Source organism: Stieleria magnilauensis (genome assembly GCA_007753675.1).
In the GTDB taxonomy this organism is placed as follows: Bacteria; Planctomycetota; Planctomycetia; order Pirellulales; family Pirellulaceae; genus Stieleria; species Stieleria magnilauensis.
The window spans coordinates 9,639,645-9,657,025 of sequence record CP036432.1; the positions used below are offsets into that span (position 1 = coordinate 9,639,645).

Genomic DNA, 17,381 nt, shown 5'->3' on the forward strand with positions numbered 1-17,381 from the left:
TCCAGAAGACGTTCCGAATTGGCCGGCTGATCGTGTCGATCTTCCATGCAACCTCCCTGTCGAATGCCTGTTCCCGAAACACGACCGAGCCTGCTGATGCGAATCCGCGATCCGCGTGATCGCCAAGCGTGGGATGAGTTTTCAGACCTGTATCGTCCCGTCGTCTGCCGAATGGCACGCCATCGGGGCATGCAACCGGCCGACGCGGATGATTTGGCACAGCAAGTCTTGCTGGCCATTTCGCGAGCGATCGAAGGATTTACCCCAGACCATGGACAGGCAAAATTTCGGACTTGGCTCAAAACGATCGCCCGCCGCGCGATCATCAATGCCCTCTCCCGCAGCGCGCCCGATCTCGCGATCGGAGGAAGTGATGTCCTGGATTTGCTGAATCAACAGCCCGCCGCCGATGAGCAAACGCAAACGCTGCTGCTGCAGTACCGGCGAGAAATTTTTCTCGTTGCCGCCTCACAAATCCGCGAGGAATTCCGTGGCGAGACCTGGCAAGCGTTCTGGTCCAGCGTGGTGCTCGGTCAAGACGTTCAACAGGTCGCCGAATCGTTGAATCGCTCCCCTGGAAGTGTCTACACCGCCCGTAGCCGCGTCATGAAACGCCTGAAAGACAAGGTCCAGGAACTCGATCTGCGGCGGGAGCACGACGAACCATGAAAGCATCAAGCCCCCCCTGTCGATTCGATCAATTGGATGCGTTTCTGGCCGGTGAGCTTTCCGCCGCGCAAGTGGAACAACTCGAACGACATCTGGATGCCTGCCCACACTGTGACAAAGAACTGACGCTGCGGACCGCCGACGATTCGTTCTGGGACGATGCCAAAACCTTTCTCAGCTCGGCAGAGGACCTGCCATTGGACCACGACACCGATCACCATCCGCTGCCCACGACGCCGGATCAGAATCGGTGCAACCCGCCGGACCAAGACAATCAGCTTGGACAACTGAGCTTTTTGGATCCCACCGACGACCCGCACCGACTGGGACGTTTCGGCGGCTACGAGATCTCGGGCATCATCGGCCAAGGCGGCATGGGCGTGGTGATGAAGGGCTGGGATGTCTCGCTTGATCGCTTCGTCGCGATCAAGGTGCTCAGCCCCGCGTACGCCGGCCACTCGGCGGCACGGAAACGATTTGCCCGTGAAGCACAAGCCGCCGCGGCGATTCTTCACGACAACGTGATCGCCATCTATGGCGTCGATCATTGGAAGGAAATGCCCTATCTGGTCATGCCCTACATCAAGGGCGAATCGCTGCAGCATCGCATCGACCGCTCCGCTCCGCTGTCACTGGAAAACATCCTCGAGATCTCGCTACAAATCGCGCGGGGCTTGGCGGCCGCTCATGATCAAGGCCTGATACACCGCGACATCAAACCGGCAAACATCTTGATGCCCGCGAGCGTTTCGCGGGTGATCATCACCGACTTTGGTCTGGCACGCACCGCCGATGATGCGAGCTTGACACGCAGCGGCGTGCTGGCCGGAACTCCCCAGTACATGTCGCCCGAACAAGCCAAGGGTGAATCGATCGACGGCCGCACCGATCTGTTCAGTCTCGGCAGTGTCATGTACGCGATGGCGTGCGGCCGACCGCCGTTCCGCGCCGAAACACCCTACGGCGTGCTTCGTAAAATCACCGACCAACCGCATCGCCCTCTTTCGCAGCTTCGTGAAGATCTGCCCCCATGGCTGGAAACCATCGTCGGCCGACTGCTACAAAAAGATCCCTCCAAGCGATTTGATGACGCCCATCAACTGGCTGACTATCTCGAAGATTGCCTCGCGCATCTGCGTCAGCCGACGACGACACTCCTGCCCAAAATCGAAGCACCGACGAAACGACTGCGACCAGCAATCCCGCTCGTCTTATCGTTCGCCGCTCTGCTCCTGGTCGGAGGGTGGTTCGCGATCGATCGATTCACCACTCGCAATCGAAACGCCCCGCCATCGGCTTTCGATCCGGGCGACGCCTCCGCTGCGCCGCGTTCCCCGGATCCTGATCCCTCGCCTTCGGACCCACCGCCGACTCACTTGGAATGGGAGTTCGATGCGACACCACTGGATCAATTGGAAACCGAACTCGATCTGCTGCTGAACGAAACCGTCACCGATCCATTCGCCGATCCGTCACCCACATCGGAGTAACACGATGAAACGTATGCATTTCAAAACACTCGCGTTCGCGCTGCTAGGCATCCTGGCGATGCAGCTCAGCGTGACGCCCCGCGCGACCGCCGAACTGTTGCCGGCGGACCAACTCGCATCGTGCCAATTGCACGTCATCGGCATCTACGCGCCCGAGGACCACAACACCGACGACCGCGTGTTCGTCGACGTGCAGCCCACCGGCAAACCGATCGTGCTGGCGTTAACCGGCTACTATGGTGCCCAATGGAACGTGAAGATTTCAGCTGACGCGGACGTCCGTCAAGTGATTGTCGCCGGCTACTTCGAACACTCCGTGCGTGGACTCCCGGAAAGCGTTCCCACGGAAATGCTCACGTATTTTCCCGACGCAGACAAAACGCGTAAGGATTTCTTTTGGGCCTATTCATGGCATACCAAGAATGGTCGTGACCTGCGTTTGCGTCTCAAAGAACTCACCGGACTGGACATCAGCACCTTTCAGGGCCAGTATTCGGCAAAGCGGTTCGTCGTGGACGGAAAGAATGGCGACGTTGCAGCATTTCTCGCTGCGGATCCGCCAAAATCCAAACCGACGGCCAACGCAACTGGCCTCGAGAAACAATTGCGTGACCATGGACTGGCCGCCAAGCTGAAACTGCTTCAGCTGTCCAATCAATTCAGTCAGAATCACCCTGCGGTCAAGCAACTTGAGCGAAGCATTGAACTGATCGACACGGAACTGAAACGGTTGGGCGCCGCCCCACTCGAACCGGCAACTGAGCAACCGGCAGCTGAGCAACTGGCGACATCAACACCACCGACAGAAACCGATTCGCACAAGGTGATCGAAGCGTTGGTGCGACAATCATTCGAGCTGCAGATGCAGCTACAAACGGCCCGCGTGGAAAAAGCCGAAGCCGACCTGCAACGCATCAAGCTTCAATTGCAGCAACGCGTCGACTCGGCCGAAGACATCATCGCCGCTCGCGTGAAGGAATTGATCCGTCGTGACGTGGCCAAGTCAAAGACGGGGGAACAGCCGGAGGAAGAGGTCCCCGCCTCCGTCCTCACCGACGAGGGCTGGAAGGCGTGGCGATCTCGCGATACACGCAACGCCCTGAAAAGCTTTCTTTCGGCACTGAAATCCGAACCGGAGAATGAATCGGCACGCAACGGTTTGGGATGGACCTACGTGCATCTGGGGGAATACGGCAAAGCGATCACGGAATTCAAAAAGATCGACAAAGACTCCCCGGTTCAATCCGCAGCCCTCAATGGGATCGGCCAAAGCCTGCTCGCGTTGGGAAAACTGGATGAAGCCGAAAAGGTGTTGCTCGACGCGACCGAAGAGATGATTGCCAAATCCGGAGAAGCCCAAGCGGCCAAGATGGGACTGGCCGCCTGGTATGGTCTGGTCCGCACCTACCTGCAACAGAAAAACTACGAGCAGGCCAAACAGTGGAGTCAGCGTTACCTCAAGCACAAGCCCGATGACAAACTGATGAAGGACATGCTGGAGCAAGCGGAATCGGAAACCGAAGTGAATCAGTAGTGCGACTTCGTTTGACACCAAACGGAGTAGTTTTGGGTAGCGGTAGGGCGCAAGCCCTTTGGCACCACGTCCCGTCACCGCACGACGCCCGTCATGTCGCGGTCGACGACGACGCGGCGCCACAGTTCGAACGTCATCAGCATCCACAGCCGCATGCCGTAGCGACCGGCACCTTCTTCGATGTCGTAGCGCAACAGCTGTCGGATCCGATCGGGATCAAACAACTCGGCCTCCCGGACGTGCCACGATGCCAGCGTCTTTTTGGCCATCCGCCGCATTTCACCGCGAAACCAATAATGGACCGGGACCCGCATCCCGCTCTTGGGCCGCGCGATCACTTCGCGCGGCAAGTCGTCTTCGTAGGCTCGTTTGAGCACCCATTTCTCGTCACCGCTGCGGAGCTTCATGCGCGGCGGCATTTGGAAACTCAACCGAATTAATTCCTCGTCGAACAACGGTGCCAGCGGTGTCAGGCCCGACGCGGCCAACATCCGTTCGACTTTGGGCAGAATGAGATGGGCCCCCTTGAGACGAATATTGATTGCCATCAGCTTGTTCAAGAACGAACGCACCGATGTCTGTTCAAAGAACGGTGCCAGAATCGATACGAGATCGCGTTCGGGGTCAATCTGGTCTCGAATCCGCGGGTGCAACACACGAGACCATTCCTCATACGCCCGTCGATAGGACGCCAGGTACGCCTTTTCGCGGAAGCCCGGTTCTCGTGGAACACCGTACCAGTGCTGCATCATCATCGGCAAATTTTTGGGGCCGCCGAACAGCGGGTCGCCCCCTTCGCCGTTGAACACATACCGCACGTCTTGGCTGACGCGTCGGGCGAGTTCAAAATTCGGCTGCGTGATCGGATCGCCGATCGGATCGTCTAGATGCCAAATCATCTGACGCAGTCGCGGCGCAAATTGCCTGGGATTGACCATGACTTCATGGTGGTCGGTCCCCAGTCGGTCTGCGACGCTGCGGGCAAATCCCAACTCGTTGGGATAGTGTTTACCGAAGTGAATCGCATAGGTCAGCACGCGATGGCTGTGCTGACGGGCGACTTCGGCGGCGACGATGCTGGAGTCCAAACCGCCGGACAAAAAGATGCCGACGGGCTCGCCCGACGGCAAACGCCGCGCGACGGCATCACTGATCACACGCCGTGACTCGGCCACCCAGTGTCGATGATCCTCGCCGTCACCCAGGCCGTCCCATTCGTCCTCTTCAAACGGAAACAGATTCGTCAGCGTGCTGGACGCATCACTGCCAAGCGTGACCGCATGCCCGGCGGGCAATTCGTAAACATCCTTCAGCATCGTGCCGCTACCGGGTACGAAACTGAAGGCCAAATACTGCGCGATCGCCGCCGGTCTAATCTCCGCGGCATACTCCGGTGCCGAAGTGATCGCCTTGGGCTCCGACGCGACCAGCCAACGCGACATCGCGGCTGACGTGTCGGTGTATCGTCCGTAAAAAACCGTCCGCACTCCGGCGCCGATTCTCGCAACATGCAGTGCGCCGGCGGTCTCGTCAGAAATCGCCACGATCGCCGCCCCCTGTAATCGCGACATTGCGGCCACCCCGCGTGCCCGATAATCCGCGGTCAAGCCGGACAGCGAGACCGATCCGCCGACAGATTCATTTCCGTCTCGGGTCAGGAAGCCACAGACCAGCAACGTCACATCGTCGTCGATCAACCAACGCCGATCCAAACGCAGACCGACGGCGTGGTCGTCGCTCAGTTGCAACCTGGCCAACGATGCGGTGCTCGACTGCAGAAGCCGATCGCCGGACGTCGTCCCTCGATGTGTGAGCGTCGCGACCATCGACCGCAACAACGCCTCTGCCGGCGGCCCCGTCAATCCGACCAGTGCATCCATGAATTCACTCGGCCCGTTGCCCAGCCAGCATCGCTCGCACCGCCGTCGCCTCGGCCAGGTAGATGCTGCGCGACTGTTTCACGATGTCTTGCAATTGCTGCTCCGCCTGCTGGTTGTTGCCATCGATCAGCTCAATGAAAGCCAGTTTGTAGCGTGCCTTGTCGGCTTCGTCCGACTCGGGAAACTGGTCGATGGTTTGTTGAAACAATTGCCGCGCTTGTGGCAGATCCCCCGCGCCCAGCTTGGCTTTGGCACGCAAAAACCGCGTCCGACTCAAGAGCACGTGACCGGGGTGTTGTTTTTCGAATGCAGCAAGTGCGGATTCCGCCGCATCGAACTGTCCCTTGATTACCAGATCACGTCCGCGGTGAAAGGCTTCACTGGACCGTTGACCGTCACATCCGGTCGTGTAAACGACGATCAACAACAGGGACGCGGTGAGAACGCCTGACCTTGTTTTCATTCCGGATTATCCAAAGCTGGATGTGGAGGACGCGACGGCCTGTTCTCGCGCATGTTCTTCCAACAAAGCACTCATCGTCATTTCGCTTGCGAAACAGGCGGCCAGTCCGGTGGACAGGAACGGCAGCGCCAACACATCGACTGGTAAAGTCCGCTTGCGGTTCTTGGGATCAATCTGCTTCGCGCGTTTCAACCGTTTGAAATCCTCGGCGGCAAACCCCAAATCGATCACCGTGCGACCTGCCAACGGCAAACCGAGCTTCGGAAGCTGCGATTGCATCTTCTGTCCCGCCGCGTCGGCATCATGAAGCAGATGCACCGGCAAATCGGGCTGCTCCTCGAGGACGCGTTTGGCATGTCCGAGCAGATAATGGGGGTAGCCGTTGAGGGACAAGACCAGCATGGACTGTTCGGCATGAAGATTGTTGAGGACAAACAGATCCACCAATTCGTCGCGTTGAACGATCAACAATCGCTGAACTCCGTAGTCGTACAAGTCCGACTCGGGTGATTGCGGCGGCGGTGACGTCAGCGACGGCGACACGATCAGCTTGTCCAGTGGCTTGCCGTCGCTCGTCCACTGCTCGATCAGTCGCAGGAATCGGTCTCGCGGCAAAATCGACGGACGAATCAGCTGCGTTGCCAGAAAGATGATCGTCGAGATGGACCAGGTCAGCGCTACGGCGGGGATGTTATGGGCGGCAGCCGCCAGTGCCCCGAAGATGAAGAACAATGTTCCTACCAGCAATCCGGGAACCTTCGACACCTTTTGCCGCCGACAATACGTTCCGTAGAGCTGGTTGCGAGTGAAAAATGCCGTGTCGTTTTGGCTCGCCGCGCGGACCGCCGCGAGAAAACGTCCGTCGGTCAATCCCTTGGATCGCGTCGCTTGGGGATTGAAGCTGAATCGATAACCGCAGGACGCGCACTTCATTCCCGACTTGACCGATTGGTTGTGCGGGCACTTTGGACATTTCATGATCGAGAGTCCGCCGGCGTGCAGAAGGCCTCGCGATTCCGCTGTCGCTGGGCCGCCGATACGCCGTCGATCACAGTGCGGTTGATCATCGGATGATCCCCGTGCGTTGGACCACAATCGCTGTCGGGATGCCAGGCGATGACGAGCAACGGATCATGCGTGGTGTTGAAGCTGTGGATGCCTTCGGGACGAATCGAAAAAATCATTCCGGGCTGCAGTGCCAATGCTTGATTCGGCGACCGGCAGACGCCTTGGCCGCCCACGATCATCCCGAAACGAACCGTCGGATGGGTATGGGCAGTCTGTTGCGTGTGCGGTGGAATATGCAGCAGATTCAAACAGGGGTCGCCCTTGACGGCCGGACCGATCAACAAGGTATCGCTGCAGCCATCGATGTACCGCAAGCGGCCCGTCGATTCAATCGGACCGCCCAGTTGAAACAGCCCGCGATAACCGATTCGCGAAGCGACGAACCCGCTGCCGGATCCCTCGATTCGGCATTCTCCCGGCGCACCGAAGTACATTCCGGCGGTCAATCGAAACTCGTGTCCGCCCCATTTCAATGACACACTGCCGCGTTGCACAAACCCGTAGTGCGTCGCGTCCGATCCCAGCGACAGCGATTCATCATCCCAGCCGTAGAGCACCGAGGGGAAGGACGAATCCGACAAATCACAAAGCGGTCGCGTCTGTGCGGCAAACAGGGAAACGGCGTCAGTCTGTTGATCCATCGGTCTCGGCTTGCGTGGGTGGAGAGAAGGGATCGCAAACGGCCTTCAAGGATAACGGAACTCACCGGGGGTGACGAGGCACGCACCGAATCGACGATGCGGAGGATCAGACGAGTGCGTTATCTGGACAAAACACGAGGGGCATGACCGCCCCAAACGATCTGAGCCGACTCGCTCCGCCCCGCCGGGCGCCCCGCTTTCGGGATTCCCCTCAACCCGGTGCCAATCGGTTGCCATCAGCCAAGCGACGACCAACAGCTTCTATTAACACGGGGCAATACCGAGGAATAGCGGGATGAATTCACGGCCGATTCTACTGATGACGTTTGTCGCATTGTTTTCGATGTCGGCGATCGGCTTCATTCAGTTGACCGACTATTCCAGCCGTCCCGGCCGGGCAGGACAGGCCCCGCGTCAACTGACCAGCCTGGCAAGTTTCGATGCGTCGTGGACGGCCGATGTCCCGGCGGGCGACATGCCAACGTTGCTGGTTTTCTACCACCCGAAATGCCCCTGCACGGCGGCCACGGTACGGGTCCTGGAACGACTGCACCCGCGTTTTCAACCCACGCTACGGATCATCGCTGTCGCATATTGCCCGCCAGAGCAGGACGACGCGTGGATCGAGTCTCGCACCACGACGGCACTAACCAGTCTGACCGGCACGCAGACCGTGATCGACCGGGGTGGCAAGCTGAGTGAACGATTCGGTGCCCTCGTCTCCGGGCATCTGCTGCTTTATGACGCCGGTGGCCGGTTGACCTTCAGTGGCGGAATCACCCCCTACCGCGGACACGAAGGCGACAGCCCCTCGTCGCTGGACCTGCTGCGTCGCATCAATGACCAGCCGGACGGCTGCGGACAATGGCCCGTCTTCGGATGTTCGATCGTCTTCGACCGGGAGCCGCAACGGTGAGCGAGATCCGGCGGACGATCGACAGTACCGACACGCTATTCAAAGCGCGTTACCAGAAGGAATGCTTACGCGTCAACGGATTCATCCAATGGCTGATGGTCGCCCAATGGTTGGCCGGAATCGCGTTCGCCGCGTTCTATTCCCCACTGACCTGGATCGGCAATCATTTCGAACTGCACGTGCATGTCTGGGCGTCGATCCTGATCGGCGGCTCGCTATCGGGTTTCGCGATCCTGTGGCTGCGAACCTATCCCACCGCCGCCCACTCGCGACACGTGGTGGCGACGACGCAAATGTTGTGGTCGGCGTTGCTGATTCATCTGTCCGGCGGCCGCATTGAAACCCATTTCCATGTGTTTGCATCGCTGGCCATCCTGAGCATCTATCGGGACTGGACGATCTTGATCACCGCGACCGCCGTCATCGCGGTCGACCACTTTGTTCGCGGCGTCTTTTATCCGCTATCGGCCTTCGGGATCGTGACCGAAAGCCCCTACCGCTGGATCGAACACGCACTGTGGGTGCTGTTCGAAGTCGCGTTTCTGGCGCCCGGCTGCCGGCGATTGCGAAACGACATCCGCGAGCTTTGCGCGCGTCAAACGGAAATCGAGGATGCCAAACGGTCGGTCGATCTGAAAGTCGAAGAACGAACCAAGGACCTGGTCAAGGCAAACCTGCTGTTGGCGATCAAGACGGCCGAATCGGAGAAACTGGCTTTGGTCGCCAAGTACACCGACAACGCCGTTGCGATCACCGACGGCGATGCGAATGTCGAATGGGTCAACGAAGGCTACACGCGGATCACGGGCTTCGAATCCGACGAGATCATCGGTGCTCCACAATCTGGATTTCGATCCGGCGAACAAACCTGCCCCCAGGCGTTGTCGGCCATGCGTCGAGCCATCGAGACGAGACAGGCATTCAACACAGAAATCATCAGTTACCGCAAAGACGGAACGCCGTTCTGGTTGGCGATCGAATTGCGTCCGATTCCCGGCGACAACGACACCACGCAGCGTTTCATCAGCATCCAGAGTGACATCACCGATCGCGTCGAAGCCGAGCGGCAAAACAAAGTCCTGCAACAGGAAATCGTCGACGCCTCTCGCCAAGCCGGAATGGCCGAGGTCGCCACCGGGGTACTTCATAACGTCGGCAATATCCTCAACAGCGTGAACGTTTCCGCGTCGATCATCAGAAAACAGTTCAGCAACAGCGCGCTACAGAATCTGGAAAAGGCGACCGACCTGATTTCCGAATACGAATCGTCGTTCGCGGAATTTGTCCAGAACGACTCCCGTGGTCAGAAGCTTCCCAAATACCTGGTCGTCGTCTCTCAATCGCTGCGGCACGAGCAATCGTCCATCGATCGAGAACTCAGCGACCTGACCAAAAACATCGAACACATCAAAGAGATCATCGCCGTGCAACAAACCATGGCGAAAACCTCCGGACTGCAACAAGAACTCTACGCCAGAGACCTGATTCGAGACGTCTTGACGGCCAACAAGGAATCGTTGAACAAGCACGCGATCGAGGTCATCGAAGATTTTGCGGACCCCGATCCGACGATGGTCTCGGACAAACATCGGATCCTGCAAATCCTGATCAACCTGGTGTGCAACGCCAAGGATTCCCTGTTGGAAGCGGGCGTCCCCGAGCCGACCATTCTGCTGCGAACGTGGACCGAACTCGATCACGTCTGCTTTGAAGTGGCCGACAACGGCGTCGGAATCCAAACCGACAACCTCAGCAAAATCTTTCAACACGGGTTCACCACCAAGGTCCACGGCCACGGCTTCGGTCTGCACAGCAGCGCCAACGCGGCAACCGAAGTCGGCGGACGTCTTTCGGCAACCAGTGCGGGAATCGGAACGGGCGCTCAATTCGTCTTGCGGGTTCCCATCAAAGGCCGCACGCAGTGCGACAAACGCGACCACCAGGAACGTGATGCCGATCCGACAACATTGATTCATTCCGAATCCGGAGAAACCGCATGAGTGCCGCAGACACGAGCGTCGAACATCTGCTGGTGATCGACGACAACGAAGCGATCCACAACGACTTCAGGAAAATCTTTACGACGTCGTCTGCCCACGACGACTTGATGGCGCTGGACGCAGAGTTGTTCGGCGAGGAATCGGAGCCCCAGGCCCCCTCACCAAGCTATGCGCTCAGCTTTGCCAACCAAGGCCGCCAGGGATGCCAGATCGTCCAAGAGGCGAAACAACGGGGCGTCCATTTTGGCACCGCCTTCGTCGACATGCGAATGCCGCCGGGATGGGATGGCGTTCAAACCATTCAGCGACTCTGGGAAATCGACCCCGATCTGCAAGTCGTGATCTGCACCGCTTTTTCAGATCACAGTTGGAGCGAAATCGCCCGGCGCCTCGGTCGCACCGACAAGCTGTTGGTCTTGAAAAAACCCTTTGATGAAATCGAGGCGGTTCAACTGGCGACATCACTTTGCGAAAAACGTCGACTGTTGGATCAGCATCAACACGCTTTGAGCGAGTTGACCCAAACGGTCGCATCACAACAGTCCAAACTCGAGTCGGCCCACCAGAACGCCGAAGTGCTGATCGACTCAATCTCCAGCATCCTGGTCTGCCTGGACCGAGACCATCGTATCACGCGTTGGAATCCGCATGCCGAAAACACATTCGACATCACGGCCGACGACGCGATCGGACGCACGCTGGCAGAACTGCCCATCGCCTGGGCCGACGCTGCCAAGCTGGAAATCCTGTTGCAAGCCGATTCCTCGCAAAACCCTCAGCACGACGAGATCCAATTCGTTGACCGCTGTGGTGGAAAACGCACGCTCGACATTCGCATTTCTCCGCTCTGTGATACCGCATCGGCCGCGATGTTGGTCGTCGCGACCGATGTCACCCGCCAACGATTCATCCAGGCACAGCTGGACCAGTCACGGCGATTGGAGTCGGTCGGACAACTCGCCGCCGGCGTCGCACACGAAATCAATACGCCGATGCAGTACATCGGCGACAATGTCCGCTACGTCGCCAAAACCATCGACCGGCTGTCCCAATTACTTGATTGCCTGCCGGCGTTTGTCGATCAATCCGTCTCCGACGCGGAATTGATTGAACTTCGCAAGTCTCTCGACGGATTCGACAACGCCCACAAAGTCCGCACGGCAATTGAGCAGATGCCCGACGCCCTGGTCGATTCGATCGATGGTGTCGAAGCGGTATCCAAGATCGTTTCGGCGATGAAAGAGTTGTCGCACCCGGGGACCGGAAAGCGAAGCCAACTTTGTATCAACCACGTGTTGCAATCGACCATCGCGGTCGCCAGGAACGAATGGAAGTACGTCGCTGAAATCCAAACCGACCTCGACGACCAGTTGCTGCCGATCGACGGCTTGCCGAGCGAATTGAACCAGGCGTTTCTGAACATCATCATCAACGCATCACACGCGATCGGCGAGCGCGCCGAACGCCACGAACTGGACAAAGGCGTGATCACGATCGGCACCCGCGATCTCGGCGACGCCGTCCAGGTCACGATCTCGGACAACGGCGGAGGCATCCCGGCCGCGATCCGCAAGCGAGTCTTTGAACCGTTCTTCACGACCAAGGATGTCGGCAAGGGAACCGGTCAAGGCCTGGCGATCGCGCATTCGGTGATCGTCCAAAAACATCACGGCAAACTTTGGTTTGACGTCGATGACGGGGTCGGCACGACGTTCACGATCCAGATCCCTCGCTGCCCACAGCCAGCCACGATGGCCGAATCGACCGGAGCGATGCCATGAAAATTCTGCTCGTCGATGATGAAGAACGTGCCGTCCGTGGCGTCTCGCGATGGATCGCCGGTGAGATCGGGCAATGGGAGGTCGTCACCGCAGCCTCCGGCGCCGATGCGCTGCGTCTGTTGGAATCCGGTGATTTCAACGTGATTGTCAGCGAGATGCGAATGACGGGCATGGACGGTGCCGAGTTGCTAAGCCTGGTCGAGCAGCGACACCCGGACGTGTTCCGAGTCGTCTTGTCGGGCCAGGCAGACCGCGACACCGTGCTCAGTGCGGTCCAGCCGATGCACCAGTTTCTGTCCAAGCCCTGCGACCTGAACGTCTTGATCGAGGTGATCAAGCGGGCGGAGACCTTTCAAGCCACCATCGCCTCGGCAGCGGTCTTGGATGCGATCGGCCAAGCGAACGGATTGCCGTCGGTTCCGGGGATCGTCAGCGAGATCAACGAGGCCTTGGCGAGCGAGAATTGGAACACGCAATCGATCGCCAACATTATCAAGAAAGATCCATTGCTGAGCGCCCGAATTCTGCAGGTCGCCAATTCGGCGATCTTCGCGCTGCCGCACCCTGTACTGGACGTGGTGCAAGGCGTGTCCCTGGTCGGTGCGGAAGTGATCCAGGGTCTTGCCATGTCTCAAGCGATTCAATTACGCAACGTCAAAGACTCCGCACTGCTGTCGACCAACGCTCTGTTCGATCATTCGTTTCAGGTTGCCGTGCTGGCGAAGACCTTCACCCGACACGTGCTCCAAGGCGACGACACCTGCGCCTCGGTGTTCAGCGGTGCCCTGCTGCACGACATCGGAAAACTGATCCTGCTGGATGCCTTTCCCGACCAATACTCAAGACTCTTGTCGATCGCCGCCGCGGAAAACCGTCCGTTATGGGAATTGGAGTTCGACCAACTCGGCGCGACGCATCAGGGCGTCGGTGCGTACCTGCTGGCGCTCTGGGGCGTACCGGCCGCGATCGTCGAAATCGTTGCGTCCCACCATAGTTTCGAGGTCTGTTCGCGGCGAAACCTCCCCTGCCAAGTCGTCTACGCCGCCAATTGGCTGTGCAACGGCGGCGATGAAGCCCTGATTGAGCGGGAACTGGAATCGGCAAATCACACCGAACAGGCCGACCTGTTTGCGAAGCACTTGCTGAGTTGGAAGAGCGACGCCCTTGAACACGCCGACATGGCATCACCAACACGGAATAACCGATGAGCAATCAAAAGATCCTGTTCGTTGACGACGATGAAAAGCTGCTCGGCGGTATCATGCGCCAACAGGGCGACGATTTTGATCTGACCACCGCGCTCGGTGGCGAAGAAGCGCTTAAATTGATCGAACGTGACGGCCCCTTCGCCGTGGTCGTCTCCGACATGCGGATGCCGGCGATGAACGGCATCGAATTACTCAAACGCATCCGCGAACGGTCCCCCGACACCGTCCGAATCATGTTCACCGGTTTCGCCGAACTGGATTCGACCATCGAAGCGATCAACGAAGGCCACATCTTTCGTTTTCTGGCCAAGCCCTGCAGTGAGCGAGACTTGGCCGCGGCGCTCAAAGCCGGGCTTCGACAACACGCCCTGATCCAGGCCGAACGCGAATTGGTCGAAGGCACGCTGCACGGAAGTGTCAAGGTTCTCAGTGAAGTGCTGGCGTTGGTCAGCCCGCTGGCATTCGGCCAATCCACGCGTGTTCGTGCGATCATCGACGGGATCTTGAAACGGGTACCGATCGAAGACCAATGGCAATTGGAAATCGCCGCGATGCTGTCGTCGCTCGGCTGTGTCACCGTCCCGACCGATGTGCTGGAAGCGATCTTTGACGGCGCAACCGTCTCGACCGACGAAGAGAAACAGTTTGCCAAACATCCCAAGCTGGCTGCCGACCTGATCAAGACGATTCCGCGAATGGAACACGTTTCCAAAATCATCCGTCTGCAAAACGTCGATCACGGCGTGCCCGCGGTCGATGGCGTCCCGGTCCCGATGGAAAGCCGGGTCTTGAAACTGGCGATCGACTTTGACCTGAAAGAACGCTTCTGCGAAAGCCCACTCCACGCACTCAACGAACTCAGGGAAAACCGAAGTGCCTACGAGCCGAAATTCTTCGCGGCGCTGGAGGACTACGTCAAACGCGAACGGAATTTCAAACATGTCAAACTGAACGTCTATGAAGTCGTCCAGGGCATGGTGCTGGCCGAAGACATTCGCAACCAGACCGGGACCTTGCTGATGAGCAAAGGTCATCGTTTGTCCGGCTCGGCGATCCGTCTGTTGGAAAACTACTACAAGAAAAAAATCCTCAGCGGACCGCTCAAGGTGATCGTGCGAAGCGAGCCGGACGAGTTGGACCACGAATCCCCGCGGGCGACCGAAATCGCCCCGCAAATTCCTCTGCCGCCCGTCGACGTCACGTTCGCAGACGGCTGATCTCAATCCATCATCAGCCGCTTAACCGCCAGCCTGCGGGCCATGCACCGTTGACACCAACCGGGGTGTTCATTGTTAGCGGCAGGGCGCGAGCCCTCCGGTTTTTCAAATTGGCACCGGACGGCTCGCGCCGTACCGCTACCGCCTTCAGTGGCATGGGACTCGCGCCGTTCCGCTAACGTCCATCGAAAACGCGACAAATTCCGGGAAACCAAAACGCCGGAGCGAGCCGGTTGCGGATGCGTTACAATGAACGCCCCGCCTCCGCTTCATCCCGCCCCCGATGACTTGGTGCAACCATCGTGCCTTGCTCCAGCCTCTACCGTGCATTCGTCTTGACGAGCACCGTCGTGACCTTGGCCTGTTTCATCAACGCCAACAGTCCGGCTGCAGAGAAAGACATCAAATCGATCGAGTTCTTTGAACGCAAGATCCGTCCGGTCCTGGTCGCACGCTGCTACGAATGCCATTCCTCCGATGCCGACTTGGTCCAAGGCGGACTGCGTGTCGATGATCCCCAGGCGATGCTCCGTGGCGGCGATTCGGGGACCGCGATCTCGCCCGGCCAACCCGCCGCCAGTTTGCTGCTTGCCGCGTTGCGTTACGACGGAATGGAAATGCCGCCGGACGAGCCGTTGCCGGAAAACGTGATCCGCGATTTCGAACAATGGATCGAGTGGGGCGCCGTGATGCCGGAGGCTTCCGCGACAGACGACCCGCACGCCGAGGCGGCCGACGAACCGGAAATCGACTGGGAACGGGCCAGACAGTTTTGGGCGTTCCAACCACCCGCCCTGCATCAACCCAGTGAAATCGCCGGTCACGAGGGCGCCGGATCGTCCTGGGCGGCGAACAAACTGGATCGGTTCGTCTTCGCCAGACTTTCGCAGCACGGGCTGTCACCCAATCCGCCGGCATCCAAACGGACCTGGTTGCGGCGTGTCAGTTTTGATCTGACCGGGTTGCCGCCGACGATCGAAGAGGTCGAAGCATTCCAGGCCGACAATAGCCCCCAAGCCAAACTCCGTGTCGTCGATCGATTTTTGGCTTCACCCCAACACGGTGAACGATGGGCTCGCATCTGGCTGGACGTCGCACGTTATGCCGAAGACCAGGCGCACATCGTCGGCAACAACGATTCACTGACCTATCCGAACGCCTACCTGTACCGTGATTGGGTCATCCATGCGTTGGCAGGCGACATGCCGTACGACGATTTTGTCAGGGATCAAGTGGCGGCCGATCTGCTTCATCCCGGTGCCCCAGAACGCCATGTGGCACTCGGTTTCCTCGGACTCGGCCCCAAGTACTACCGTCGCAACGACCCGGAGGTGATGGCCGACGAATGGGAAGATCGCATCGACACCGTTTCACGTGGCTTGCTGGGGCTGACCGTCGCCTGTGCACGCTGTCACGACCACAAATACGATCCCGTCCCGACTGCGGACTACTACGCCTTGGCCGGTGTGTTCGCCAGCACCGAAATGTTCAATCGGCCACTTGATGAGTCCGTCGAAACCAACGGCCCGCAAGCGAAAAAACCACAAGACGCCGTGCACATCGTCCGCGAAGGCAAACCACAAGATTTAAAGGTGATGATCCGTGGGGACGCCAAACGTCTCGGCGAAACCGTCCCGCGCGGTTTCTTGACCGTGCTCACACCTTCCCAGACCGAGCCTGCCGCTGCCGACGGATTCGCCGGCGGATTCAGCAACGGCAGCGGCCGAGCGGCGCTGGCCGACGCGGTCGTCCATTCATCCAACCCGCTGACCGCCCGCGTGATCGTCAATCGGGTCTGGCACCAGTTGATGGGCGCGCCGATCGTCGCAACACCGAGCAACTTTGGTTCACTCGGCGGGCGCCCCTCCCACCCGTTGCTGCTGGATGACTTGGCGGTTCGATTCATGAACGCAGGCTGGTCGCTGAAGTGGTTGCAGCGGGAAATCGTTCTGTCGGCCACCTACGGCCAAAGCAGCGAAATCGATCCGGTTCAATCCGAGACCGATCCGGACAATCAATGGCGTTGGCGGATGCCGCGACGACGGTTGAGCCTGGAAGCTTATCGCGACGCCATCCTGTCCGCCTCGGGTGGACTCGACACCCAAATCGGCGGCCGCTCGATCGATCCCCAACAGACCTCGACCGGGCGCCGAACCGTTTACAGCGAGGTCAGCCGATTGGACCTGAGCCCCATGCTGGCGCGGTTCGATTTCCCCGACCCCAATGCGCACAGCCCCGGCCGCCACGAAACCACCACTCCCTTGCAGAAACTGTTTCTGCTCAACAGCCCGTTCCTGATTCACCACGCGTCGATGCTGGCCGAACGAATCCGAACTGCCCGCCCGACCGATCCCCAGCGGATCACGTTGGCCTGGCAATTGGTCTACGGAAGAACGCCCAGTGACGAAGAACGCGAGCTTGCCGAACGCTATGTCGCCGACGGCAGCCGAGAGCGCTGGAACGGCCTCGCACAGACGCTGTTGATCAGCAACGAAATGTTCATGTTGGATTGAT

At 59.0% G+C, this 17,381-nt stretch carries 13 protein-coding genes; 9 read left to right on the forward strand and 4 right to left on the reverse strand.

Annotation, left to right across the window (positions count from 1 at the left end; translation table 11 throughout):
• The first annotated feature begins 63 nt into the window (after positions 1 to 63).
• From TBK1r_RS34555 to TBK1r_RS34565, 3 genes are read left to right on the forward strand one after another with little or no spacing between them, the layout of a single operon-like run.
• Entirely contained in the window at positions 64 to 669 is a 606-nt protein-coding gene (locus tag TBK1r_RS34555) for an RNA polymerase sigma factor (protein WP_145220359.1), read from the forward strand.
• Positions 666 to 2,159, forward strand: coding sequence for a protein kinase domain-containing protein (locus tag TBK1r_RS34560; protein WP_145220361.1), 1,494 nt, complete (start codon positions 666 to 668; stop codon positions 2,157 to 2,159). Before TBK1r_RS34555 ends, TBK1r_RS34560 begins: the two co-directional genes overlap by 4 nt.
• 4 nt (positions 2,160 to 2,163) lie before the next feature.
• Positions 2,164 to 3,693, forward strand: a complete 1,530-nt coding sequence (locus TBK1r_RS34565; RefSeq protein ID WP_145220364.1) for a tetratricopeptide repeat protein — start codon at positions 2,164 to 2,166, stop codon at positions 3,691 to 3,693.
• 74 nt (positions 3,694 to 3,767) lie between these two features.
• Here TBK1r_RS34565 and TBK1r_RS34570 read toward each other — a convergent pair whose 3' ends face one another.
• Genes TBK1r_RS34570 through TBK1r_RS34585 form a run of 4 tightly spaced genes read right to left on the reverse strand, consistent with a single transcriptional unit; the run spans position 3,768 to position 7,745 of the window.
• Entirely contained in the window at positions 3,768 to 5,573 is a 1,806-nt protein-coding gene (locus tag TBK1r_RS34570; protein WP_145220365.1) for an asparagine synthetase B family protein, read from the reverse strand.
• Between the two features lie 4 nt (positions 5,574 to 5,577).
• Complete coding sequence (locus tag TBK1r_RS34575) at positions 5,578 to 6,036, reverse strand: tetratricopeptide repeat protein (RefSeq protein ID WP_145220367.1); 459 nt, start codon at positions 6,034 to 6,036, stop codon at positions 5,578 to 5,580.
• Between the two features lie 6 nt (positions 6,037 to 6,042).
• Positions 6,043 to 7,014, reverse strand: coding sequence for a hypothetical protein (locus TBK1r_RS34580; RefSeq protein ID WP_145220369.1), 972 nt, complete (start codon positions 7,012 to 7,014; stop codon positions 6,043 to 6,045).
• Complete coding sequence (locus TBK1r_RS34585; RefSeq protein ID WP_145220371.1) at positions 7,011 to 7,745, reverse strand: AraC family ligand binding domain-containing protein; 735 nt, start codon at positions 7,743 to 7,745, stop codon at positions 7,011 to 7,013. The genes TBK1r_RS34580 and TBK1r_RS34585 overlap by 4 nt, the downstream gene beginning before the upstream one ends.
• A gap of 295 nt (positions 7,746 to 8,040) precedes the next feature.
• Here TBK1r_RS34585 and TBK1r_RS34590 point away from each other — a divergent pair, with 295 nt between their 5' ends.
• The 6 genes from TBK1r_RS34590 (at position 8,041) to TBK1r_RS34615 (ending at position 17,380) form a co-directional block, all read left to right on the forward strand.
• Positions 8,041 to 8,661: a RedB gene (locus tag TBK1r_RS34590; RefSeq protein ID WP_145220373.1), complete on the forward strand. Its 621-nt coding sequence runs from the start codon at positions 8,041 to 8,043 to the stop codon at positions 8,659 to 8,661.
• Positions 8,658 to 10,661, forward strand: coding sequence for an ATP-binding protein (locus tag TBK1r_RS34595; protein ID WP_419580687.1), 2,004 nt, complete (start codon positions 8,658 to 8,660; stop codon positions 10,659 to 10,661). The genes TBK1r_RS34590 and TBK1r_RS34595 overlap by 4 nt, the downstream gene beginning before the upstream one ends.
• Positions 10,658 to 12,442: a hybrid sensor histidine kinase/response regulator gene (locus tag TBK1r_RS34600; protein WP_145220377.1), complete on the forward strand. Its 1,785-nt coding sequence runs from the start codon at positions 10,658 to 10,660 to the stop codon at positions 12,440 to 12,442. Before TBK1r_RS34595 ends, TBK1r_RS34600 begins: the two co-directional genes overlap by 4 nt.
• Positions 12,439 to 13,650: a response regulator gene (locus TBK1r_RS34605; RefSeq protein ID WP_145220379.1), complete on the forward strand. Its 1,212-nt coding sequence runs from the start codon at positions 12,439 to 12,441 to the stop codon at positions 13,648 to 13,650. The genes TBK1r_RS34600 and TBK1r_RS34605 overlap by 4 nt, the downstream gene beginning before the upstream one ends.
• The gene (locus tag TBK1r_RS34610; protein ID WP_145220381.1) at positions 13,647 to 14,867 is read left to right on the forward strand and encodes a response regulator; all 1,221 of its coding nucleotides are present in this window, start codon (positions 13,647 to 13,649) and stop codon (positions 14,865 to 14,867) included. Before TBK1r_RS34605 ends, TBK1r_RS34610 begins: the two co-directional genes overlap by 4 nt.
• A 302-nt stretch (positions 14,868 to 15,169) precedes the next feature.
• A complete protein-coding gene (locus TBK1r_RS34615) occupies positions 15,170 to 17,380 on the forward strand; it encodes a PSD1 and planctomycete cytochrome C domain-containing protein (protein ID WP_145220383.1) in 2,211 nt (736 codons plus the stop codon).
• Position 17,381 lies beyond the last annotated feature (1 nt).